25 protein-coding genes and 1 tRNA gene are annotated in these 22259 nt (G+C 61.8%); 12 read left to right on the top strand and 14 right to left on the bottom strand.

Annotated features, from left to right (window positions below):
• Nucleotides 1-3 precede the first annotated feature (3 nt).
• The 5 genes from BQ8794_RS21905 to recQ all read left to right on the top strand — a co-directional run bounded on the left by BQ8794_RS21905 (nucleotide 4) and on the right by recQ (nucleotide 5072).
• On the top strand, nucleotides 4-780 hold the full coding sequence (locus BQ8794_RS21905; RefSeq protein ID WP_077380749.1) for a FadR/GntR family transcriptional regulator: 777 nt from the start codon (nucleotides 4-6) through the stop codon (nucleotides 778-780).
• Between the two features lie 27 nt (nucleotides 781-807).
• Nucleotides 808-1665, top strand: coding sequence for a 5-dehydro-4-deoxy-D-glucuronate isomerase (gene kduI, locus BQ8794_RS21900; protein ID WP_077380748.1), 858 nt, complete (start codon nucleotides 808-810; stop codon nucleotides 1663-1665).
• Nucleotides 1662-2429 (top strand): 2-dehydro-3-deoxy-D-gluconate 5-dehydrogenase KduD, encoded by a 768-nt coding sequence (kduD, locus tag BQ8794_RS21895; protein WP_077380747.1) that lies wholly within the window; start codon nucleotides 1662-1664, stop codon nucleotides 2427-2429. Before kduI ends, kduD begins: the two co-directional genes overlap by 4 nt.
• Before the next feature lie 26 nt (nucleotides 2430-2455).
• Nucleotides 2456-2794: a cupin domain-containing protein gene (locus BQ8794_RS21890; protein ID WP_077380997.1), complete on the top strand. Its 339-nt coding sequence runs from the start codon at nucleotides 2456-2458 to the stop codon at nucleotides 2792-2794.
• A 427-nt stretch (nucleotides 2795-3221) separates the two neighbouring features.
• Complete coding sequence (gene recQ / locus BQ8794_RS21885; RefSeq protein ID WP_077380746.1) at nucleotides 3222-5072, top strand: DNA helicase RecQ; 1851 nt, start codon at nucleotides 3222-3224, stop codon at nucleotides 5070-5072.
• A 36-nt stretch (nucleotides 5073-5108) separates the two neighbouring features.
• Here the strand turns inward: recQ and BQ8794_RS36655 are convergent, their stop codons facing one another.
• The 4 genes from BQ8794_RS36655 to BQ8794_RS35715 form a co-directional block, all read right to left on the bottom strand.
• The gene (locus tag BQ8794_RS36655; protein WP_167378806.1) at nucleotides 5109-6062 is read right to left on the bottom strand and encodes a DUF1186 domain-containing protein; all 954 of its coding nucleotides are present in this window, start codon (nucleotides 6060-6062) and stop codon (nucleotides 5109-5111) included.
• A gap of 154 nt (nucleotides 6063-6216) precedes the next feature.
• Nucleotides 6217-6435, bottom strand: a complete 219-nt coding sequence (locus BQ8794_RS21875) for a hypothetical protein (protein WP_244555061.1) — start codon at nucleotides 6433-6435, stop codon at nucleotides 6217-6219.
• 169 nt (nucleotides 6436-6604) lie between these two features.
• Nucleotides 6605-7513 carry an alpha/beta fold hydrolase gene (locus BQ8794_RS21870; protein ID WP_077380744.1) on the bottom strand — a complete coding sequence of 303 codons (909 nt, stop codon included), beginning with the start codon at nucleotides 7511-7513 and terminating at the stop codon, nucleotides 6605-6607.
• A gap of 21 nt (nucleotides 7514-7534) precedes the next feature.
• Nucleotides 7535-7771: a hypothetical protein gene (locus BQ8794_RS35715; RefSeq protein ID WP_167378804.1), complete on the bottom strand. Its 237-nt coding sequence runs from the start codon at nucleotides 7769-7771 to the stop codon at nucleotides 7535-7537.
• Here BQ8794_RS35715 and BQ8794_RS21865 point away from each other — a divergent pair.
• Complete coding sequence (locus tag BQ8794_RS21865; RefSeq protein ID WP_077380996.1) at nucleotides 7704-8684, top strand: TIM44-like domain-containing protein; 981 nt, start codon at nucleotides 7704-7706, stop codon at nucleotides 8682-8684. The two genes, BQ8794_RS35715 and BQ8794_RS21865, sit on opposite strands and share 68 nt — an antisense overlap.
• A gap of 101 nt (nucleotides 8685-8785) precedes the next feature.
• Here BQ8794_RS21865 and BQ8794_RS21860 read toward each other — a convergent pair whose 3' ends face one another.
• The 9 genes from BQ8794_RS21860 to BQ8794_RS21830 form a co-directional block, all read right to left on the bottom strand.
• Nucleotides 8786-9679, bottom strand: a complete 894-nt coding sequence (locus BQ8794_RS21860; RefSeq protein WP_077380743.1) for a LysR family transcriptional regulator — start codon at nucleotides 9677-9679, stop codon at nucleotides 8786-8788.
• Between the two features lie 134 nt (nucleotides 9680-9813).
• Nucleotides 9814-10167, bottom strand: a complete 354-nt coding sequence (locus tag BQ8794_RS21855; RefSeq protein WP_244555060.1) for a cyclophilin-like fold protein — start codon at nucleotides 10165-10167, stop codon at nucleotides 9814-9816.
• Nucleotides 10168-10289: 122 nt separating this feature from the next.
• Nucleotides 10290-11408: an alpha/beta hydrolase gene (locus tag BQ8794_RS21850; protein WP_077380995.1), complete on the bottom strand. Its 1119-nt coding sequence runs from the start codon at nucleotides 11406-11408 to the stop codon at nucleotides 10290-10292.
• Between the two features lie 142 nt (nucleotides 11409-11550).
• Nucleotides 11551-11757 (bottom strand): hypothetical protein, encoded by a 207-nt coding sequence (locus BQ8794_RS35945; RefSeq protein WP_174654502.1) that lies wholly within the window; start codon nucleotides 11755-11757, stop codon nucleotides 11551-11553.
• Nucleotides 11758-11841: 84 nt separating this feature from the next.
• Nucleotides 11842-12633 (bottom strand): DUF1194 domain-containing protein, encoded by a 792-nt coding sequence (locus BQ8794_RS21845; protein ID WP_077380741.1) that lies wholly within the window; start codon nucleotides 12631-12633, stop codon nucleotides 11842-11844.
• 291 nt (nucleotides 12634-12924) lie between these two features.
• Entirely contained in the window at nucleotides 12925-13278 is a 354-nt protein-coding gene (locus tag BQ8794_RS34980; RefSeq protein ID WP_143744649.1) for a hypothetical protein, read from the bottom strand.
• A gap of 234 nt (nucleotides 13279-13512) precedes the next feature.
• Nucleotides 13513-13695 carry a hypothetical protein gene (locus BQ8794_RS21840; protein ID WP_143744648.1) on the bottom strand — a complete coding sequence of 61 codons (183 nt, stop codon included), beginning with the start codon at nucleotides 13693-13695 and terminating at the stop codon, nucleotides 13513-13515.
• 189 nt (nucleotides 13696-13884) lie between these two features.
• Entirely contained in the window at nucleotides 13885-14601 is a 717-nt protein-coding gene (locus tag BQ8794_RS21835) for a pentapeptide repeat-containing protein (RefSeq protein WP_077380739.1), read from the bottom strand.
• 473 nt (nucleotides 14602-15074) lie between these two features.
• Nucleotides 15075-15164, bottom strand: a tRNA-Ser gene (locus BQ8794_RS21830).
• A gap of 326 nt (nucleotides 15165-15490) precedes the next feature.
• Between BQ8794_RS21830 and BQ8794_RS21825 the strand changes: the two genes are divergently transcribed.
• The 3 genes from BQ8794_RS21825 to BQ8794_RS21815 all read left to right on the top strand — a co-directional run bounded on the left by BQ8794_RS21825 (nucleotide 15491) and on the right by BQ8794_RS21815 (nucleotide 17262).
• Complete coding sequence (locus tag BQ8794_RS21825; RefSeq protein WP_077380994.1) at nucleotides 15491-16189, top strand: 50S ribosomal protein L21; 699 nt, start codon at nucleotides 15491-15493, stop codon at nucleotides 16187-16189.
• A gap of 99 nt (nucleotides 16190-16288) precedes the next feature.
• Nucleotides 16289-16558, top strand: a complete 270-nt coding sequence (gene rpmA, locus BQ8794_RS21820; protein ID WP_023678077.1) for a 50S ribosomal protein L27 — start codon at nucleotides 16289-16291, stop codon at nucleotides 16556-16558.
• A gap of 116 nt (nucleotides 16559-16674) precedes the next feature.
• Nucleotides 16675-17262 (top strand): GNAT family N-acetyltransferase, encoded by a 588-nt coding sequence (locus tag BQ8794_RS21815; protein WP_077380738.1) that lies wholly within the window; start codon nucleotides 16675-16677, stop codon nucleotides 17260-17262.
• Nucleotides 17263-17540: 278 nt separating this feature from the next.
• Here the strand turns inward: BQ8794_RS21815 and BQ8794_RS21810 are convergent, their stop codons facing one another.
• Entirely contained in the window at nucleotides 17541-18410 is an 870-nt protein-coding gene (locus BQ8794_RS21810; RefSeq protein ID WP_077380737.1) for an endonuclease/exonuclease/phosphatase family protein, read from the bottom strand.
• A gap of 130 nt (nucleotides 18411-18540) precedes the next feature.
• On the opposite strand from BQ8794_RS21810, the gene obgE reads away from it, so the two are divergent.
• From obgE to BQ8794_RS21795, 3 genes are read left to right on the top strand one after another with little or no spacing between them, the layout of a single operon-like run.
• Nucleotides 18541-19569: a GTPase ObgE gene (gene obgE / locus BQ8794_RS21805; protein ID WP_077380736.1), complete on the top strand. Its 1029-nt coding sequence runs from the start codon at nucleotides 18541-18543 to the stop codon at nucleotides 19567-19569.
• A gap of 2 nt (nucleotides 19570-19571) precedes the next feature.
• Nucleotides 19572-20807, top strand: coding sequence for a glutamate 5-kinase (proB, locus tag BQ8794_RS21800; RefSeq protein WP_077380735.1), 1236 nt, complete (start codon nucleotides 19572-19574; stop codon nucleotides 20805-20807).
• A gap of 3 nt (nucleotides 20808-20810) precedes the next feature.
• Entirely contained in the window at nucleotides 20811-22097 is a 1287-nt protein-coding gene (locus BQ8794_RS21795) for a glutamate-5-semialdehyde dehydrogenase (RefSeq protein WP_077380734.1), read from the top strand.
• Nucleotides 22098-22259: the final 162 nt, after the last annotated feature.

The following is a 22259-nucleotide window of genomic DNA, read 5'->3' as shown; positions in this document are numbered from 1 at the left end:
GCAATGGCATCGGATATGGCAATCAGCCTGAAGGTCGAACGCAAGCCCAAGCTGTCGGAGACCGTAGTCGCGGCGATCCGCAAGCAGTTGCAGGCGGGCGAGATCCCGCCGGGTCAAAAGTTGCCGACCGAGGGCCAACTTACCGAGACCTTCGGGGTCAGCCGCACCGTCATCCGCGAGGCGCTGGCCAAGCTTGCCGCCGACGGTCTGGTCGAGCCGCGCCAGGGCGCCGGGGTCTTCGTCACCGAGCATATCTCGACGATGTTCGGGACGCTGGCCGCGGACATCGGCAGCAAGGATTCGATCGCGCTCAACGTGCTCGAAGTCAGGTTGGCGATCGAGATCGAATCCGCCGGGCTGGCGGCTATCCGTCGCAATGCCGCGCAGGAAGCAGCGATCCAGGAGGCGTTCTTCGAGTTCGAGCGGCTGCTGTTGAACAGCGAGCCGACAGGTCCGGCCGACCTTGCCTTCCACCGGGCGATCGCCAGCGCCACCAACAATCCGTTTTATGTCGAGATGCTCGACGTGCTCGGCCGCCGCGCCATTCCTTGCGACGTGACATCGCCATGGTCGACCGAACTCGCCCAATCCGACGCCTATCAGCGCGGCCTGCAAGACGAGCATCTGGTGATCCTGAACGCCATTACATCAGGCGATGCCGAGGCCGCGCGCGAAGCGATGCGCGCGCATCTCAGCGCCAGCCAGCAGCGCTATCGCGAGCGCCTGCATGCACGTCAGATTTTTTATGCCGGTTCGGTCAAGGCCGCGGCAACCGAATGACCAATGAGGCAGCCCAATGGGACAGCAATGAATCACAGTGACAATCACACCGACTTCACCTCGCGCTTCGCCATCGACCCTGTCACCGCCGCGGCGATGGGGACGGACGAGCTCCGCCACAATTTTCTGATCGAAGGCCTGTTCCAGTTGGGCCGCATCGGCCTGACCTATACGCATTACGACCGGATGATCCTCGGCGGCGCCATGCCTGCCGGGACACCGCTTTCGCTGCAGGCGATCAAGCCGACCGGAACAAAGAACTTTCTCGATCGCCGCGAAATGATCGCGGTCAACATCGGCGGCGCCGGGATCGTGAAAGCCGGCGGCCAGTCCTACGAGCTGCAGCCCCGCGACATGTTGTATCTCGGCATGGGCGCCAATGAGGTGTCATTCGCCTCAGTCAATCCAGCCGAGCCGGCCAAGTTCTATCTGCTCAGCGCGCCGGCGCATCAGAGCCATCCCAGCCAGCTGATCCGCATCGGCGATGCCAAGCGCCTCGACCTCGGCAGTCAGGCGACCTGCAACGAGCGCTCGATCTTCCAGTTTATCCATGCCGAGGGTGTGAAGACCTGCCAACTCGTCGTCGGCATGACACAACTCGCCCCAGGTTCGGTCTGGAACACCATGCCGTGCCATGTGCATGACCGGCGCATGGAGGCTTATCTCTATTTCGACCTGCCGGAGACGGCGCGTGTGTTTCATTTTATGGGCGAGCCGGACGAGACACGACATCTCGTCATGCGCAACGAGGAAGCGGTGCTGTCGCCGGGTTGGTCGATCCATTCGGGCGCCGGCACCTCCAACTACGCCTTCATCTGGGCGATGGCCGGCGACAATGTCGACTATACCGATGTCGACCCGGTAGCGATGGAAGAGCTGCGATGAACGACCTCTCGGCTTTCAGCCTGGCTGGCAAGCGCATTCTCGTCACCGGCGCCAACACCGGCATTGGCCAAGGCATCGCCCTGTCGATCGCGCGCGCCGGTGGTGCGGTGGTCGGCGTCGGCCGCTCTGCAATGGATGAGACCGCGCAAAAGATCGCTGCTGCGGGCGGCGGCTTCGAGGCGGTGCGCTGCGATCTTGCCGACCACGCCGCCGCCCAGGCGATGCTCGATCGCGTCTGGGACGAAACCGGGCCGCTCGACGGGCTGGTCAACAATGCCGGGATCATCCGGCGCGCCGACGCCGTCGATTTTACACAGGCCGATTGGGACGATGTCATAGACGTCAATCTGAAGACGGTGTTTTTTCTCAGCCAGAGCTTTGCCCGGCGCGTGCTTGCTGATCCGGAACGGCGCGGCAAAATCGTCAACATCGCCTCGGTGCTGAGCTTCCAGGGCGGCATCCGCGTCGCCTCCTACACCGCCTCGAAACACGGCGTGCTCGGCATCACCCGGTTGCTCGCCTGCGAATGGGCGTCGAAAGGCATCAATGTCAACAGCATTGCGCCCGGTTACATCGAAACCAACAACACCGAGGCGCTGCGTGCCGATCCTGACCGCAGCGCGGCCATTCTGGCGCGCATTCCGGCCGGGCGCTGGGGCGGGCCGGAAGACATCGGCGACGCGGCCGTCTTCCTGCTGGCGCCGGCGTCAAACTACATGCATGGCGCGGTGGTGCCGGTGGACGGCGGCTGGCTGGCGCGATGAGAAGCATGCATGACGAGGATGTGGTGATGACCGGAACGAAGATATTTGCGCATGCCGGCGAGGGCGCGTGGACGCCGACTCGGGATGGCAACCGCAGGCGTGTGCTGCTGCACACGGACGAATTGATGATGGTCGAGTTCGGGTTCGACAAGGGCGGTGTCGGTGCGCTGCATTCGCACCCGCACGTCCAGGCGAGCTATGTCGCCGAAGGCCGCTTCGAGGTCACCATCGACGGCACGACCGAGATCCTGGAAACGGGAAGCAGCTTCGTTGTCCCTTCCAATTCGGTCCATGGCGTCAAGGCGCTCGAGGCCGGCCGCCTCGTCGACAGTTTTACTCCGCACCGCGCCGATTTTATCGACTGACAGTACGAGTACGCCCGCAGGTCACCGCGCAGCGGCAGCCTATCTCGGAAGCAAAAAGCCCGCGCCTCCGGAGAGACGCGGGCGTGTTGCCTGGGCGCTTGTGGCGCCGCGGTACTCAAAACATCACCGCAGGACCTGAACCTGCCGAATCATGGTGAAGATAGGATTAATCGACCCGAGCCGTTGCGCGATATTCACAGCCAAAGTGAATAGAGGCTGGAATCACGCTCACATATCCGCCAATGAGGGGATACCTTTTCAGACGGTGCCGACGGAGACAGGACTTGAGGAGCGTTCGAATGTTCGAATCGGCTGTCCGGGCGGTCACCCGACGATTCGCCAAGGAGCTTTGGCAGGTCACGTCGCCGCTGCCCCGGGCCGTTCACCCACTGCCTGTTTGGGCAGCGTCGTGGATAGAAATTCCCTGATGCAGGCAGCGGCGGCGAGCGTCCCGGCGGAGGACCCCAAGCGGCGCGTCCTGAAGGACGTGTTCGGCTTCGACGATTTTCGTCCCGGCCAGGACACCGTGACGAAGGCGCTGCTGGCCGGGCGTCATGTGCTGGCCATCATGCCAACCGGCGCCGGCAAATCCCTCTGCTACCAGGTCCCGGCGCTGGTCCTGGGTGGTCTCACCATTGTCGTTTCGCCGCTGGTGGCGCTGATGCAGGACCAGGTCGCCGCATTGCGTCTTGCCGGCGTGGCCGCCGATACGATCAATTCCTCGCTCGACCGCGATGCCAATGTCGCCGCCTGGCGCCGCGTTGCGGCGGGCCAGACGCGCCTGCTCTATCTTGCGCCGGAGCGGCTGATGACGGCGCGGATGCTCGAGGCGCTGGCCAGGCTCGACATCCGGCTGATCGCTGTCGACGAGGCGCATTGCATCTCCCAATGGGGTCCGGCGTTCCGGCGCGAATATGAAGAGTTGTCGCGGCTGCGCGACATTTTCCCTGATGTGCCGATCATTGCGCTGACGGCGACAGCGGACGAGGCGACGCGCACCGACATCGCCGGACAGCTGTTCGCCGGGCGCGTCGAAACCCTGGTGCTGGGCTTCGACCGGCCGAACATCAAGCTTGGCGTCGAAGCCAAGCAGGACAGCAAGCGCCAATTGCTGGGCTTCGTGCAGCGTCATGCCGGCCGCAGCGGCATCGTCTATTGCCTGTCGCGCAAGAAGACGGAAGAGATGGCGGCGTTCCTCGAGAAGAACGGCGTGCGCGCCCTAGCCTATCATGCCGGCATGAGCAAGGATGCGCGTGAAGCGAATCAAAACGCATTCATGACCTTGTCCGGTGTCGTGATGGTGGCAACCATCGCCTTCGGCATGGGGATCGACAAGCCTGACGTCGCCTATGTCTTCCATACCGACCTGCCCGGCAGCCTCGAAGCCTACTATCAGGAAATCGGCCGCGCCGGCCGCGACGGGCGGGCTGCCGAGGCACATATGCTCTTCGGTCTCGGCGACATCCGCATGCGGCGGCTTTTCATCGACGACGAGGACGCGCCGGCGGAGCATAAAAGGCGCGCGCATGGCCGGCTCGATACGCTGATCGGCTATTGCGAAACGGCCCAGTGCCGTCGCCAGATCCTGCTTGGCTATTTCGGCGAGACAGCAATGCCTTGCGGCAATTGCGACAACTGCCTTGACCAGACGCCGCGTGCGGATGGCGACGCGGAGGCGCGGATCGTCTTCGCGGCCATCGCGCAGACCGGCGAGCGTTTTGGCGCCGCCCATGTCGTCGATGTTCTGCTCGGCCATGAAACCGAGAAGGTTCTGGCCAGGAGCCACCACCGGCTTGCCAGCTTCGGGACCGGTGTGGCGCACAAGAAGGATGTCTGGCAGTCGCTCATCCGCCAACTCGTCGCGGGAGGGTTTCTGACTTTGGACTCAGGCGGCCATGGCGGCCTTGCCATCGCCGAAAAGGGCCGTGAGCTGGCCCGTGGCGAGGTCCCGTTCCGGTATCGCATAGAGATGCGGCACCGCGCATCGCGCGGCAAGACACGTCCCGATGCTGCCGCGGGCGTTGCCGCGGGCCCGGAAGTCCTGGATACCGCGCTTTTGGCCACACTCAAGGCGGTTCGGCTGCGTCTCGCCCGGGAGCGCCAGGTGCCGGCCTTCGTCATCTTCTCGGATCGCACGCTGATCGACATGGCCGAACGCTGCCCGCGCGACCTCGACGCTTTCGCCGCAGTCAACGGCGTCGGTGCCGCAAAACTCAGGGAATTCGGCGAGATCTTCCTCGGCGCAATCGCTGCGCACCAATCCCGTGGATCGGCCTGAGACAGCCAAAGATCAAATCCGCGGTGCTGCAGCAGGTCAGTTTGCGAGACAGCATTTCTTCGCTTTCTTGCCGCTTCCACAGGGACACGGATCATTCCGTCCTACATGGCGCCAAGGATTGGTGACCGGCGCTGTCAGGCTCGACAGCTCGTCGAGCCAAGTTTGTTCCGGCAAGGGCGATTGCAAATCTTCCTTGCCAAAATACTCAAGGTGGCTGGTCCATTCCAAGGCTTCAAGCACATCGTCGATATAGCCGAGACCGGCGCGCTCGAATCGATCGATGTCGTTCGGGCTTTGCTCGGCGACCAGGTCTTCGAAATCACTGCGGTCGATTACCCCTTCGGGGATGCGGCCGTCGTCCCATGCGCTGTAAACAAGCGACGCCAGATCGCGCAAGCCAAGCCGGGCGATTGCCTCCAGCCAGGCGATCCAGGCGATATCGTCGTCATCGGCCAGCCTCTCGGTGTGGAATCGCTCGAGAAAATCTCGCATTCGGTCACGCTCGATGCGGCCTTCCCAGGTCAGGAAGGTCGCTGCGCCCAAAACTGCATCGCGGACGTATTCATCGACAGAGCGGTCGCTGATCAAGCTGAACAAAGCGTCGGCGTCGCCATCAAATACGCCGGCGACGATACGCGCCATGCTCTCGGTCACCATGTCGCCGAGCAGGTCATCGAGCTCGCGTCCCGGCCGGCGCAGCAGGCGCAACAAGGGCCCGAACGTTCTAGTGTCGCGAGCGCCGCCCAGAATGTAAATGCCTCGCAAGAGCCGCATCTCATCATCCCGCGACAGATCCTCTCCTTCGGCCGCTCTTGTGAGGACCGCCCGCAGCGCGGGAGCGGATTCTTCAATCCTTGCGATGCAGTGAGCGATTGCGACGTCCGGAAATTGCCGTTCGTTTGCCAGGTTATGCAGTTGATCTTCTATTGGACCCAGATCGAAGCCGGGCCTGCCACGGCCAAGGACGGATTCCAGCTCTTCTTTCTTCATGACCATCCTCGATGTCGTTCGTGCTTGGCAAATTTACGACAGACCGGCTGCCTTTCAACAGTTCATCCGCATGAACGGCAAATACCTGTGCAGGAGGTCTCAGACTCGCGGGATCGCTTCGACAAAGCTCGGTCTTCGGCAGCAGGCGCCGCAATCAGCACCTGCTTCGTCTCACCGCTGCGATCGCGGCCTGCTGCTGCTGCAATTGCTCGATTCTCGCGCTCTGGCGGGCAGTCACTGTAGTGGCGACACGCCGGGCTCCCCATAGCCAGTTCGGAATGTTGGTTTTCGCGACTTTGCCCCGGGTGATCGCTGTCGCCGACAGCTCCTTGGCGACTTCGCCCATGGTCACATTGAGTTCGACGCAACTCATCCTGTCGTATTTCTCGGCATCAAAGGATGCATGGAAGGGCGATGCGCAACCTCCGACAGACACGAGGCTGCATATCAGGGCCGTGGCTGTAGAGATGGCTTTCATTTTATCAAGCAGATTTGAGCCCGGACGGGCGAATGAGGCATGTGAACCTCTACAACACTCTGCTCTACGCGTCATTCCCCCTATTATCCAAGAAGAATTTCGAGAGAGCCGCTGCGGTCTGGTGAGGGTGCTCTTCTGGAAAGAAGTGCCCGCCCGGAACGGGACCTCCTTCAACTCTGTCGGCCCATTGCCCCCAGATAGCCAGCGGGCCGCCTTCCTCCGCATACCAGGTTTCGAGGCCGCCTTGGCTACTCCACAATGCCAGCAGCGGACACTTGATGCGACGACCGTTTGCCAGGTCCAGCGCGTCATGTTCACGATCGATCGTGGCAGCGGCCCGATACTCTTCGCAAATCGCATGAATATGAACGGGATCGCGAAGCGCCTTGACATAGGCCTCCCTGACCTCTGCAGAGAACATTTCTGCCGGCGATCCCCACTGCACAATCGCATTGTCGACGATGGCATCGGGCGCCGCGCCTATCAGTCGCTCCGGCAGCGGTTCCGGCTGCGCAAGAAGGCCCCAGGGCCAGAAGCCGAGAGCCAGTCTGGCGTCCGCCCTGTCCCACGCGGCGGCGGTGGGGATGACGTCGAGGACCGCGACCTTGGATATCTCATCGGGGTGATTGAGCGCCAGGCGATAGGCGACCCGCCCGCCGCGATCATGTCCGGCAATCATGAACTGCTCAAACCCCAGCTGCTGCATGACTTGAACCATGTCGCCGGCCATGGCGCGTTTGGCGTATGGGCTATGATCGGCAGAGGAGACCGGGCAGCCGCTTTGCCCATAGCCTCGAAGATCGGCGGCGATCACCGTAAAGCGGGGCGCCAAGGCCACGGCGATATCCCTCCACATCAGATGCGTTTCGGGAAAACCATGAAGAAGCAGCAGCGGCGGACCGGTTCCGCCGACCCTTGCGAAAATGGTCGTGTCGTCCAGTTGCAAGCTGGTGGCCCTGAAACCTGCAAACACCGTTTTTCTCCTCGGTGTGCCTCAGGCGACAACGCACAAGGTGGCAGAAGGATCACGGTCGGCTGCTTTGCCTGAATTTGTGGCGGCCCTGGAATTCTCCTCATTTTGCCAGGTACGGAAGCTGCCGCCACTGATATTTCGATTGGCGCATCCCATATAGCGCCAGAGTGTCGCTTGAGGATTTGCCATGATGATTTCGCGTTCGAGCCGGTTTGCCGTTTTGTTTGCCGGACTGTTCCTGGCTTTTTCCATGATCACGGCTGATTACGCCGAGGCGCGGCGTGGCGGCAGCTTCGGCAGCCGCGGCACGCGCACGTTCCAGTCGGTCCCGCCGACCAGGACGGCGCCACAGCCGGCCGCGCCGGTCGAGCGCTCGATGACGCCCAACACCGCAACGAACAATGCGGCCCGCCAGACACCGGCAGCCCAACGACCAGGGATCTTCAGCGGCCTCGGCGGTTCGATGATGCGCGGCCTGCTGCTCGGCGGTCTGATCGGACTTCTTTTGGGCCAGGGGTTCGGCGGCCTGGCTGGCATGTTGGGCCTGCTGCTGCAAGGATTGCTGATCGGCGGCGCGATCATGCTGATCATCCGCTTTTTCCGGTCGCAATCGGCACGCAACCAAGCGCCTGCCATGGCCGGTGTTCCGCGGGGCATGGGCAATTTTGGGCGAAACGCGGCAGCCCAGCGCGAGGCGGACAACGTCACATCTTTCCCCATTCCAGGCATCGGGTCTGGCTTTGGCCGGACGGCTCCAGCTAACGATCAAATTACGATGACGCCGGCCGATCTCGATACATTCCAGCAGCGGTTGACCGAAGTTCAGGAAGCGTTCGGGCGTGAAGACCATGCTGGCTTGCGCCGGCTGGCGACCCCCGAGATGGTGTCGTACCTGTCCGAAGAACTTGCCGACAATGCCAAAAACGGCATCAGGAACGAGGTGTCGAACGTCAGCCTGCTGGAGGCCGATATTGCGGAGAGCTGGCGGGAAGACGATCGCGACTACGCGACGGCTGCTTTGCGCTACGAGTCTTTCGACGTGATGCGTGATCGCGCCACCAGCAAGATCGTCGCCGGCGAAGCCGATCGGCCGACGGAAACAACCGAACTGTGGACCTTCACGCGCCAGAACGGTGGCGACTGGAAGCTGGCGGCAATACAGCAGCCCTGACCGATACGCTGCAGCCCCGGCCGTTCACGTCCTCGTGCGAGCCATGATGTATGGGCGGTTGTCGTCGCCCTTCGTTGCGTGGCTTTCAGTGGCATCGAAAGTTACTCGCGATGGCGCAACGCATCGACCAGGGCAACGAAAGCAGGCGAGGATTGCCGGCGGCTCGGATAATAGAGATGGTAGCCATCCCAATAGGGCGACCATCCTTCCAGGACCCGCGCCAGCCGACCTTTGGCGATGTGAGGAAGGGCCATTTCTTCCGGAACATAGCCGAGGCCGCGGCCGGCCAGCGCGGCGTCCAGGACATGAAATATGTTGTTGAAGACGAGCTGCCCATCGACGCGAATTTTGATCTCGCAGCCGTTCTCCTCGAACTCCCACACATAAAGAGCCCCGGACGTTGGAAAACGGTAGTTGATGCAATTGTGCTGCACGAGGTCCTGCGGCTTCTCCGGCGCGGGATGCTCGGCAAAGTAGGATTCTTCGCCGACGACCGCGAAGCGGAAATCCGGTCCGATGCGAGCGGAGATCATGTCTTTCGCAAGCTGCTCGCCCATGCGAATCCCGGCGTCAAAGCGCTCCGTCACGATGTCGGTGAGGCCGTTGTCGAGCAGGAGCTCGACCTTGATGTCGGGATATTTCGGGAGAAAGCGTTTCAGCTTGGGCCAAAGGATGCTGCTGATTGCATAGTCAGGCGCTGACAGCCGGATGGTTCCGGCGGGCTTTTCTCTCAGTTCGTTCAGGGCATCGACCTCGATTTCGATCTGGTCAAAGTGCGGCCCAATCCGCTGCAAAAGCCTCTCTCCCGCCTCTGTGGGAGCCACCGCGCGCGTCGTGCGTGTGAGCAGGCGAACGCCAAGCCGCGCTTCGAGTTGACGGATAGTGTGGCTTAGCGCCGATTGCGATATGCCGAACCGGGCTGCGGCGCGCGTAAAGCTACGCTCCCGAGCAACAGCCAGGAACGCGAGCAGATCGTTGACATTCTGCCGCGCCACTCATGAATCCTTGTAATAGCCAGAGTTCGATTATACCGGATAAATCGAAGGCGAACACAGAGACTTCATTGAGCGGCAGCTATTCAATCCGCTGCTCGCCCCCGGCGACGAGCTACGAGCGGATTGCACAGGTTTCAGTCGGCGCCTTCAACGCGGATGGTGACGGGACCGGGACGATCGAAGATCGAGACATCGCCAGTGAACTGCCCGAGCCTGATGATGCCAGGCGCCGGGAGGCGACCGCTCCGATAGTAGATCACGAAATGATCTGAACTCCACAACCCAAGCGTGCCGACAGAAAAGTCGCGCTGCCGCGCCAACTCGGGCAAGGCGGAAGGCAGATTGCCGGTCTTTTCCTGGCGCAGATGATCGGACATCTCGATCGTGAGCGGCAGCATCTGCGCCAGAGATCTTGCGGCCTCGTTATCGGCGAGATCGGCTGTGACCTCGCCCCAATCCGAAGAAATGCGAATTCGTTCTTGAGCCATGGCAGATCCAACCGTTCCGAGTGCGATAACAGCGGCGCTCAGCAATAGTTTCAGCATGCCGTCGTATCTCCGATCTATGCTGATGGAGCCTGTTCCGTCCGCTACAGGCTCCATCGCGCCGCTCACGCGGAGAGGTGCTGATTGAAGAAGCTGGTCAGCTTGTCGAACGGGATCAGGTCGACGCGATCGTAAAGGTCGACGTGCCCGGCGCCGGAAACCCACACAAGCTCCTTCGGCTCGGCCGCTCGCTTGTAGGCATCCTCGCTGAACTCGCGGGAGTGAGCCTGATCGCCGGCGATGAACAGCATCGGGCGCGGCGAGATCGTCTCGATGTCGTTGAACGGGTAAAAATTCATGAACTTGACATTGCTGGTCAGCGTCGGATGCGTGGTGATCTGCGGGTTTGCACTTGCGGGCGTGAATTCACCCCGCGGCGTGCGGTAGAAGTCATAGAATTCCCGTTGGATCGGATGGGTGTCGGCGGTCAGCTCATGCACCGTGCCGCTGGTATATTCGACGTCGCCGCCTTCAAACTCGGACCAGCGCCGCTCGGCAGCTGCAGCAATGGTACGCTTGCGCTGCTCGACGCTCAGCGAATGGTTAAGCGCGTTGCGGTTGGCGGCCCCCATATCGTACATGCTGACAGTCGCAACCGCGCGCATGCGCGGGTCGATCTTGGCCGCGCTGATGACGAAGCTGCCGCTGCCGCAGACGCCGATCGCGCCGATGCGGTTTCTGTCGACGAATGGCCGCGTGCCCAGGAAATCGACCGCGGCGCTGAATGCTTCGGCGTAGACATCCGGCGAAACGATCTGGCGGGCCTCGCCCTCGCTTTCGCCCCAGAACGGCAGGTCGATGGACATGGCGACGAAGCCCTGTTCGGCCATCTTGGTGGCATAAAGATTTGCGCTCTGCTCCTTCACCGCACCCATCGGATGCCCCACGACGAGCGCCGGATGGCGCGCATTGCGGTCGAGGTCGTTGGGAATGAACAGATTGCCCGCAACGTTCATCTCGTATTGGCTTTTGAAGGCAATCTTTTCCAGCGTCACCCGATCGCTGGTGTAGAAGTTGTTGGCACCGTTTGACATGTCTTGAGCCTTTGCGAAGGGGATGCTGAACAGCGACGCCGCACCGAGCGCGGCAACGCCGGCGCCGGTCAGCTTCAGGAGATCGCGCCGGCCAAAGTCGACACTGGACTGCGGTTCCGCCGTATTGTCGATTCCGATCGGCTTGTTCATGCCTGTCTCCTTTGATCGTCCTGAACTGTCGCAGGCCTGCCGGGCCATGCTCATTTCCTCGGCATGCGCGGCAGTGTTGCGAATGTCCAAATAGAATAGCGACGACGCCGGCGATCGATTAGGCGGCAAAATCCGCATGTCGTCATGAGGAGGATTCACCAATCGCAGATAACGGGAGGCTCGTCCCGAAGGTGAACAGGTTCATCACTGCCTGCGGCCGCATCTGCACGGGAAGAAGATCACCACCGTGCTCGCCTTTCAAAGGCTCGGCATCACTGAGTTCGACGACGGCATCTGGCTCTTGAGCTTCATGCACCATGCGCAGCGGGGCTACCGCTTCTTCACCCATGGCCTCATCGCTTAGAACCGGCCCGCCGCCAGAAAATCGGCCGGATGAGAGCACCGGATTGACGGCCACAACGGTGCGATCGTTCTAAGAGCGTGTCTCGCCGGAGGTGGAACTTACTTCTCGAATTAGCTTGTTTATTATGGCCCATTGGAATTCAGCCGAGCTGTCGGCTGGAATGATAAACGAGCCGGCCCCCCCGATAACGTGCCGCTCATAATATTCCGCAGTCGTCTCGCCATTTTCCACTTCCGCGCCTATCGGGAGACCGTTGATTACGATGGCTTTCTGAAGCGCTCTCTGGCGGCTTTCCTCAAGTGAAGATCCGTCATTGTTTGTTCCGTCGCCTGAGATATCGATGACCCTGCGCAACGTCGGGACAGGAAGTTTATCAAACGCATCAACAGATACGTCAATGGCGTAAGAGATCGATGTTTTCGCGCTGTGCGGATCACGGTATTGGCCTTGTGACTTTTTCCGGATTGCTTCCGCTATAACCGACGCATCATTCGCGTTAGAGAGAATGGTCCAATCCAGCCGCGTTTTTAAGGAGCCGCGGCTCGACCATTCGACGAAAGTGACTGCGATCTTGCCGTGCATACCCTCTTTGATCACCTTCAGCACGGTCGATGATTCCAAAGCAGCCGCATAGCTCTCGCGTTGTAGCGTGGCCTCTATCTGGTTGATGGAGCCGGACATATCGACCGCAAGGACGATTGCGACATCGACTACGTCGACTCGGTCATCGAGAAGAAGCTTCCCGCGAATCTCACAAGGGCAAAGATCGTTCGTATAATAATTGCCATGAACAGGCTGGTCAGCGACCAGAAGCATCCTTAACAATCCTGCGCTCAGCACGGTAAAGGAGAGGACTTGCATCTCCCATATATCCTCATAAGCTTATGGCGTTTGTTTCTGCTGGTCGCTGAGTTCAATTAAATCTGAAACGAACAAGTCGAAGAGATCAACTTAGAGGGACTTGCTGGTAAACAGTAGCGCCTTCTATATTAGCTCTACATAATTTTAAGAGTCAACAAATACAGGAGGGATAACCGGCGCCTCGCGCCTTTGCTCGTCCGCCATCGCGTCCTGCATCTTGGCGCACCTGACAACCGTTAAACAATGCCAACCTCCGCCCGGACAAGCGCTGCAGGATTTCTGGGACGAAAGCTAGTGCGCCGTGTCTGTGCTCTTTGAGCGACGACGAGATCTGACTTCCTCCAGCAGTTCGCGCTCATTGGTAGTAACGGCTCGAAAGATTGCGACAATCGTGACCGCTAAGACTTCGGCATCCCGGCTAAAAGGGTCGATGTGTTCATATGCGCAAACCTGATCAAACACGCGTTCACAAATAGCCAAATCGTGAGGGCTGAGGTAGGTACGATTGAAACGCCGGCGCGGCATTTGCGAGCCTTCGAGGACCCGCTGCCCGTGCAAAAGAAGCGGGCCTTCGCAAGAAACGCGAGTCGTTGAGTGGTTGTTCCCGGTTACCAGCATTTGTTGTGCCGCTTGCAGCAGGGACAAAGAACGCCTTTCCCGCGCGCATCATGGCGCGTGCGAGCGCGAGCTGTGCCTCGATCTTGGCATTTTCCTTTGCGTCATGTTGTCCGCTGCGACCAGGCGGCGGAGCGAGCGCATGATCTTCTGAAGCCTCTCATTCGGTTTATGGCTTCATCGATCGGTGCCATCTCGCGCCGAAGCTGAGTCTGCACATCCGCTTCCAGCGAGGGGTCCAACTGTCTGGGCATTAAGGTTTCCTCACAGATATCGCTCGCCGCCGGCGCGGTGCTCGAAACAGAACCAGTGCGGCGTCTGCCTCGGCTTGGCAAAGCCCCATCCCGCATTCTTGGCGCAGCCGGGACGCTCGCACCGATGGTGTATAATGCCGGGGCGCGTGACGGGCTCCATTGCATCCGGAAGGCGGATCAGTTCGTCACTCATGCTATGATCCTTCCTTCTGAGCAGGAGGTGGACTAGCCACCTCTGCGAACGGTGCGGAAAGCACGAGTTCATGCATGTCGAGACGCAAAACCCAACCGCTCGGCAACGGCAGGGCATTCGGGTTAGGCGGCTTGCCGAAAGGTTCGAATCCTGTCGGGTGCAGCATTGCCGCAGTTCGCTTGCCGACAACTATTCCTGCTGGAATTGACAGGGCCAATCTTCAGGCCTCGTCAAGCCAGAAGGCAACTCGGTCCGGGCGTCTCCGCAAGCCATGTTGAGCTGCCACTGGGACAGACCCGCCGAATTGGAAAGGTCGACGCCCTCGATACGGGTCAGAAAGAAAAAGGCGCGGTCAAAGTCTATCGGCGCGGTGAACGTCGCTCCTCGGAAGTCCGCCCGTGCGAGATTGGCAAACGAGAAGCGGCTGCCGCTGATATCGGCGTCATGGAACTGCGCACGCCCCAATTCTGCCTTTGTGAAATCAACGTTGGTCAGATTGGCGTCCTGGAAATTCGAGCGCTGCATTTCCGCGCTCGCAAACACAGCGCCCTGCGCGTCCATACGGCTGAAGTCGGTCCTGTAGGCCTCGATTCTGTCGAACCGGGCGCCTTTGGCGGTCGAGTCGGCCAGGGAAGCACGCACAAGCGTTGCCTTCTCAAGATTTGCCGCAAGGAGATTGCTGTTCCTGAGGTCGGTCGAAGTGAAATCAACACCGAACAGGTTCGCCCCGCTCAGGTCCTGTCCTTCTAGGATGAGAAGCTTCTTGTCACACTCGTGCCAATTGACGCCAGGCGTCGCGGCTGCGTGGCAATTGTGAGCAGCAATGGCGTTCTGCCAAGCAAACACAGTGCAAACCGCTAGAACCAAGCCGGATGCGGCGTAAGCTCTGGTTCGCCTCAAAGTCATTGTTGCTGGACCTCTGCTACTCGCCGACACTCAACCTGACCACATCTGCTGACACTCGAGAGTGCTCCTCGTCTACACCACCGTCAACCCGGGAGCAGAGGACATGGCGACGGTCGCCGCAGATGCGCAGCGGACGTCAACAATGGGGAGCCTGCTCGGGTGCTGACCGCCACCGCCGGCGTCCGCCGCCGACAAGCGTGAATCCGCTTGGGTCCGCACCGATCGGTACTTCCCGACGGCGAGGTTGACCCGGCACGGGGTGCTAGTCGCGTATCCTGATTCCGCTGTCGCTACCCCACGACTTCGCTTAGCGAGGCCGAAGTTGATCTCTGCCATCTACCAGGTCGAAGCATGAACCCCCGCATATTTGTGTCGTAAGCTGACGTGCCGCGAATACGCCGTTTTCGGTAGGCGGGCTTTATGGCGGGCACGCAACCTATTCTTTGATTTTTATCAATGTAAACAATGTCGTATGGCGGAGAGGGAGGGATTCGAACCCCCGATGGGCTTGCACCCATGCCGCATTTCGAGTGCGGTGCATTCGACCACTCTGCCACCTCTCCGCGATCATGGTCCGCCGTTGCCGGCGCGGCGCACTAGATAACGGCTGGACGGACAGGTTACAAGGGCCAATCTGCCCGGCGAACCGGCTTCTTGTCAGGCTTGCCGCCCCGGCTCTCGGTGTTGCCTCGCGCTTGGCCTGAACGTTCGGCTGCTCGCTACTGGCCGTTTGCCTTGACTCGCGCCGAACCTTCGGTTAGGGACAGCGCGCAATCGGCGTGGAGGGTTCTTCCGCGCCGCTTGTCTTTTGAACCCGCAGACTGACAAAAAGACGGCCGAACCGCCTGAAGCGGTTCGTCAAGGCCGACCGAACAGCGAAAGGCAAAAAATGTTCGCAGTCATCAAAACGGGCGGCAAGCAGTATCGCGTCGCCGCCAACGATCTCCTGAAGATCGAAAAAGTCGAAGGCCAGGTCGGCGATATCGTCGAGATCGGCCACGTGCTCGCGCATGGCGAGGGCGAGAATGTGACGTTCGGCGCGCCGTTCGTCGACGGCGCTTTGGTCACCGCCGAAGTCGTCGAACAGGGCAAGAACCGCACCGTCATCGCTTTCAAGAAGCGCCGCCGGCAGAATTCGCGCCGCAAGATCGGCCATCGCCAGTTGTTGACCACCGTGCGGATCGCCGAGATCCTGCTGGGTGGTGCCAAGCCGGCGAAGAAGGCCGCGGCCAAGGCCGAAGCGAAGAGCGAGGCGAAGGCCGAAGTTGCTGCAAAGGCCGAGGCGAAGGCTGAAGCCGCGCCGAAGCCCGAAGCCAAGCCAGAGGCTGCGCCGAAGAAGGAAGCCAAGGCAACCGAAACCGCCGCGCCGCTGTTCAAGGCGCCGAAGGGCGAGCCGGACGATCTGACCGTGATCAAGGGCATCGGCCCGGTTGCGGCCGGCCAGTTGAACGAGCAGGGCATCACGACCTTCGCCCAGATCGCCAAGCTGTCGGACAAGGATATCGCCAAGATCGACGAGCATATGCCGTTCAGCGCCGACCAGATCATGGACTGGCGCGAGCAGGCCAAAGATTTGGCGAAGAAGTAAAGCGGGCCGGCGCGATCGTCGCCGGTTCGGACTTGAAACGGAACGCGAACGCGTTCATAAGACCCTTTAAGCGCCTAGCGGCGCATCGGAGTTAGTTAGATGGCACACAAGAAAGCTGGCGGTTCGTCGCGCAATGGTCGCGACTCCCATTCCAAGCGGCTCGGCGTGAAAAAATTCGGCGGCGAAGCCGTGATTCCGGGCAACATCATTATTCGTCAGCGCGGCACGACGTGGCATCCCGGCACCAATGTCGGCATTGGCACGGATCACACGCTGTTTGCGCTCGAAGCTGGCGCAGTCACCTTCAACAAAAAAGCCAATGGCCGAACCTACGTATCGGTGAACCCGATGACCAAGGCCGCGGAGTAGCCGGTTCCGCACGAGAACACCGGCACCCATCTCGGGAACCGGTGTCTGGCCAAGCCAGGAAATGGATCAGGGGAGATGGGTTTCCATCTCCCCTTTTTCTTGCCTGGAGGACTGACATGGTTGCCGAAGCGGATGACACAGACGGTGAAAGTTACGCGATAGATTGCCCGGTCCTGGTGACCGAGCGGCTGGTCCTGCGGGCGCCGCGCGAAAGCGATATCGAGCAACTGGTGGTGCTCGCCGAAAATCGCCATGTCGCCGAAATGCTGGCCCGCATGCCGCACCCCTATGGCGAGGCCGAGGCACGCGCCTTCCTTGCGATGACGGCATCGCGCCGGGCCGGCATTGCCTATGCCTTGACCTTGGCCGGCACCGAAACCTTCGTCGGATGCGCCGGCCTCAACACCACCGATCGCGGGCTGGAGCTCGGCTACTGGATCGGCGAGCCCTACTGGAAGCGCGGCTATGCGACGGAGGCCGCGCATGCGCTGGTCGACCTCGCCTTCCAGAAGACGGCGATCCAGGTGCTGCATGCCTCGACGCGGGTGATCAATCCGGCCTCGCGCCGGGTCATCCACAAATGCGGCTTCCAGTATGCCGGCCAGGGCATGCTGAACTCGATCGTTGCCGGCCAGGTGCCGGTCGAGCGCTACCGCCTCGACCGCAGGACCTGGACGAGCCTGCGGAACTGGGTCCATTTCTAGGCGTGTCGATGTTCAGGTGAGGCCGGCCTGCGAATGGCGGCTTCCTGCGCTTACCTACAGCGCCGCGCCCGTTGGGCGCGCAAAGGACGCTGTAGAACTTTGATTTGCGCATGACCTTTCCGAAATCGATCTCGATTTCGGGGTCATGCGCGGGTTCACGTACTTAAGTACGCTCCGCTCCGGTTCTCGGAAGCCACCACTCTCGGCACGGCCTGACCTGAATCTCAACACGCCTCAGCGCATTGCGCCGAAACCAAAGATTCGGACCGGACATGAGGTCAAACCATCTCTACCCAGACCGGCAGGTGATCCGAACCGGTTGCTTGCCGGTCGACCCACAGGCGCTTCAGCGATCTGGCCAGCGAGGCGCTGGTGAAGACATAGTCGGTGCGCTTGTGGCGGCTGGCGTCGTCAGGCCGCTTGGGGTCGACCCAGGTGACGAGATCGGCGCCTGCGGCGGCAAGGCGCAGGGCGGCATCGACGGCAAGATCCGCGGTCACCGGCATGCCGAATTCGTGATCCAGGCGGCCGGCGAATTCGACATATTCCGGCGATCCGGCCAGCATGTTGAAGTCGCCCATGACAACGAAGCCTTCGGGACAAGGCAGGTCCGGCAGGCCGACCTCGGCGACGCCCGACAGCGCGCCGCCCTCGATCGCATAGTTCAACAGGCGCCGGCGCAGAAACCGGATCTGGCTGGCGCGTTCGACCGGGCTGCGATGGTCGAGATGGGTGGAATAGAAGCGGACGAAGCCAAGCGGCGTCTCGATCAGCGCCTCCAGCGCGCCGCGCTGGAAATTCATCACTTCGAAACTGCGGCTGCGCGGCAAAAGGAGATTGCGCGACAGATGAACGGGGGTTTTCGACAGCACCATGTTGCCGAGTTGGAAGGTGGTGGTGATGGCGCGGCCGTTTTCCAGGCGCGAGCCGACATTGGCCTCGAAATTGCTGCCGTAGACGGCGAAATATTCGGGCAGCGCCTCGCCAAGCTCGGCCACCATGTCGCGGCCGCCATTGTTGGGGTTGTTGCGCGAGACCTCCTGCAGCGCGATCACGTCGGCGCCGCGCACGGCATCGGCGATGGGGCCGACATCGTAGCGGCCGTCGAGACCGACGCCGTAGTGGATGTTGTAGGTTACAAGCTGCATTGCGACTCCGGCGATGTTCAGACTCGGGCCATGTTGATAAACAGCCTCGCCCTTCGCCCCGCCTTGGTTTAGAGCAGTGCCGAACGTTAGAGCAATGCCGCAGGGCCACTAGCAGAAACTCAGCAATACGATGAAATTTCTCGATCAAGCCAAGGTCTATGTCCGCTCCGGCGACGGTGGCGCCGGTTCGGTGTCGTTCCGTCGCGAAAAGTTCATCGAATTCGGCGGTCCCGACGGCGGCGACGGCGGCCGCGGCGGCGATGTCTGGGTGGAGGCGGTCGATGGGCTGAACACGCTGATCGACTATCGCTATCAGCAGCATTTCAAGGCCAAGACCGGCACGCACGGCATGGGTCGCAACATGACCGGCGCCAAGGGCGCCGACGTGACGCTGAAAGTGCCGGCGGGAACGCAGGTCTTTGCCGAGGACAACGAGACGCTGATCTGCGACCTGACCGTCGTCGGCCAACGCTTCCTGCTGGCCAAGGGCGGCAATGGCGGCTTTGGCAACCAGCATTTCAAGACCTCGACCAACCAGGCGCCGCGCCGCGCCAATCCGGGTCAGCCGGGCGAAGAGCTCAACATCTGGCTCCGGCTCAAACTGATTGCCGATGCCGGCCTGGTCGGCCTGCCCAATGCCGGCAAGTCGACTTTCCTCGCCGCCGTCACCGCAGCCAAGCCGAAGATCGCCGACTATCCCTTCACCACGCTGCATCCGGGCCTCGGTGTAGCCCGCATCGACGGGCGCGAGTTCGTCATCGCCGACGTTCCCGGCCTCATCGAAGGCGCGCATGAAGGCGTCGGCATCGGTGACCGTTTCCTCGGACATGTCGAACGCACGCGGGTCCTCCTGCACCTCGTCTCGGCGCAGGAAGAAAATCCGGGGAAGGCCTACAAGACCGTGCGCGCCGAACTCGACGCCTATGGCCATGGACTGGTCGAGAAGGTCGAGATCGTGGCTCTTTCCCAAGTCGACACGCTCGATGCCGACGCACGCAAGAAGAAGGTCGCTTCGTTGAAGCGCGCCGCCGGCCGCGCGCCGATGCTTTTGTCCGCGGTCACCGGCGAAGGCGTCGAAGCGGTTCTGCGCGCGCTGATGACGGTCGTCGCCGAGGCGCGCGAAGCTGTCGCCGCTCCGGTCGAGACGCGCTGGAGATAGCGATGGCCGCGCAGTCGCTGAAAAAATACCGGCGCATCACCGTCAAGATCGGCTCGGCGCTGCTTGTCGACCGCACCGCGGGCCTGAAGCGCGACTGGCTGGCCTCGCTTGCCGACGACATTTCAGTGCTGGCCGAGAATGGCGCCGAGATCCTCGTCGTGTCGTCCGGCGCCATCGCGCTTGGCCGCACCATTTTGGGCCTCGGCAAGCGGGCGCTGAAGCTCGAGGAAAGCCAGGCGGCGGCCGCGGTCGGGCAGATTGCGCTGGCCGGCGCCTGGTCGGATGCGCTCGGCAAGGGCGGCCTGAAATCGGGCCAGATCCTGCTGACGCTCGGCGACACCGAAGAGCGCCGCCGCTATCTCAATGCGCGCGCGACGATCTCGACGCTGCTCAAGATGAAGGCGGTACCGGTCATCAACGAGAACGACACGGTGGCGACTTCCGAAATCCGCTATGGCGACAATGACCGGCTGGCGGCGCGGGTGGCGACGATGATGGGCGCGGACCTTTTGGTGCTGCTCTCCGACATTGACGGGCTCTACACGGCGCCGCCGGCGCGCGACCAGCATGCCAGGTTCGTTGCTGTCGTCGACCGCATTACTCCCGACATCGAGGCGATGGCGGGTGCGGCTGCTTCGGAGTTTTCACGCGGCGGCATGCGCACCAAGCTCGACGCCGGCAAGATCGCCACCGCCGCCGGCACTGCCATGATCATCACATCAGGCACGCGGCTGTCGCCGCTGCTGGCGATCGAGCGTGGCGAGCGGGCGACGTTCTTCCGGCCGAGCGCCAATCCGGTCAAGGGCTACAAGACCTGGATCGCCGGGCAGCTCGAACCGGCAGGCCGGCTGACAGTCGACGCCGGCGCCATCGGCGCGCTGCTGTCGGGCAAATCGCTGCTGCCGGCCGGCGTCAAGCTGGTCAGCGGCAATTTCTCGCGCGGCGACACGGTGGCGATCCTGTCGCCCGAAGGCCGCGAGATCGCGCGCGGACTGGTTGCCTATGATGCCGCCGATGCCGTAAGGATCGCTGGCTTGAAAACAGCCGAGATCGAGACGGTGCTCGGCTATGAAGCGCGATCGGCGATGATCCACCGCGACGACCTTGTGGTGAGCCATTCCAGTGACCAAGTACGGGCCAGTGACCAAGTACGGGCCAGTGACCAAGTACGGGCCAGTGACCAAGTAGGGGCCGGCGACCAAGTACAGGCCGGCGACCAACTAACCAGCGAAGGGTAAGCCATGCTGAAGCTGCATGAAAAATCCCGGGACGATACCGCAGCAACGATGGCCGACATCGGCCGCCGCGCCAGGGCCGCCGCCCGACCGCTGGCCGTCGCCACAGCCGAGCGCAAGCACGCCGCGTTGATCGGTATGGCGCAGGCGATCCTTCACCACGAGCAGGATATTCTCGACGCCAACGCCATCGACATCAAAAATGGCGAGCAGTCGGGGCTTTCGGCTTCTTTCATGGACCGGCTGAAGCTTGATACGGCGCGCATCCGTGCCATGGCCGACGGCATCAGTGAAATCGCCGGGCTGCGCGATCCGGTCGGCGATGTCATTGCCGCATGGGACCGGCCGAACGGCCTGCATATCGAGCGCGTGCGCACGCCGCTCGGCGTTGTCGGCGTCATCTACGAAAGCCGGCCGAACGTGACGGCCGATGCCGGTGCGCTGTGCCTCAAAGCCGGCAATCCGGTGATCCTGCGCGGCGGCTCGGATTCGCTCAACTCCTCGGCGGCGATCCATGCTTGCCTGGTCGAAGGGCTGAAAGCGGCCAATTTGCCGCAGGATGCCATTCAGCTGGTGCTGACCGCCGACCGCGCCGCCGTCGGCGAGATGCTGAAAGGACTTTCCGGCAATATCGACGTCATCATTCCGCGCGGCGGCAAGAACCTGGTCGAACGCGTCCAGAACGAGGCGCGGGTGCCGGTGTTTGCTCATCTCGAAGGCATCTGTCATCTCTACATCGACCGCTCGGCTGATCTCGACATGGCGGCCAGGATCGCCGTCAACGCCAAGATGCGGCGCACCGGCGTCTGCGGCGCGGCCGAGACGCTGCTGGTCGACCGCGCTGTTGCCGCCACCCATCTGGTGCCGATCCTCGGGGCGTTGCGCGCGGCAGGGTGCGAAATCCACGCCGATGCCGAGGTGCTGAAAGTCTTTGCCGACGCCCAGCCTGCGACCGACGCCGACTGGGTGAGCGAATATCTCGATGCCATCATCGCGGTAAAACTGGTCGATGGCGTTGCCGGTGCGATCGAACACATCGAGACTTTTTCCTCGCACCACACCGAGGCGATCGTCGCCGAGGATGCCGACGCCGTCGAACGGTTCTTCAACGAGATCGATTCGGCGATCCTTCTGCACAATGCCTCGACGCAATTTGCCGATGGCGGCGAATTCGGCATGGGCGCCGAGATCGGCATCGCCACCGGCAAGATGCATGCGCGCGGCCCGGTCGGTGTCGAGCAACTGACCTCGTTCAAGTACCGCGTGCGCGGGACGGGACAGGTGAGGCCTTGAGCTTTTTCGCTGCCAGGGCTTGAAGTTTGCGCCCAGCCACCCCCCTCTGTCCTGCCGGACATCTCCCCCTCAAGGGGGGAGATTGGATGTCGCATAGACTTTCGCCAACCTCCGGCGTCGCAGTAGGGGCGCCAGGGGTGAAGCCGCCGATCTCCCCCCTTG

This window comes from Mesorhizobium prunaredense (genome assembly GCF_900156895.1).
GTDB classification, from domain to species: Bacteria; Pseudomonadota; Alphaproteobacteria; order Rhizobiales; family Rhizobiaceae; genus Mesorhizobium; species Mesorhizobium prunaredense.
Note: the sequence above shows the minus strand (reverse complement) of the source record. Positions and strands in the feature narration are given on the sequence as shown.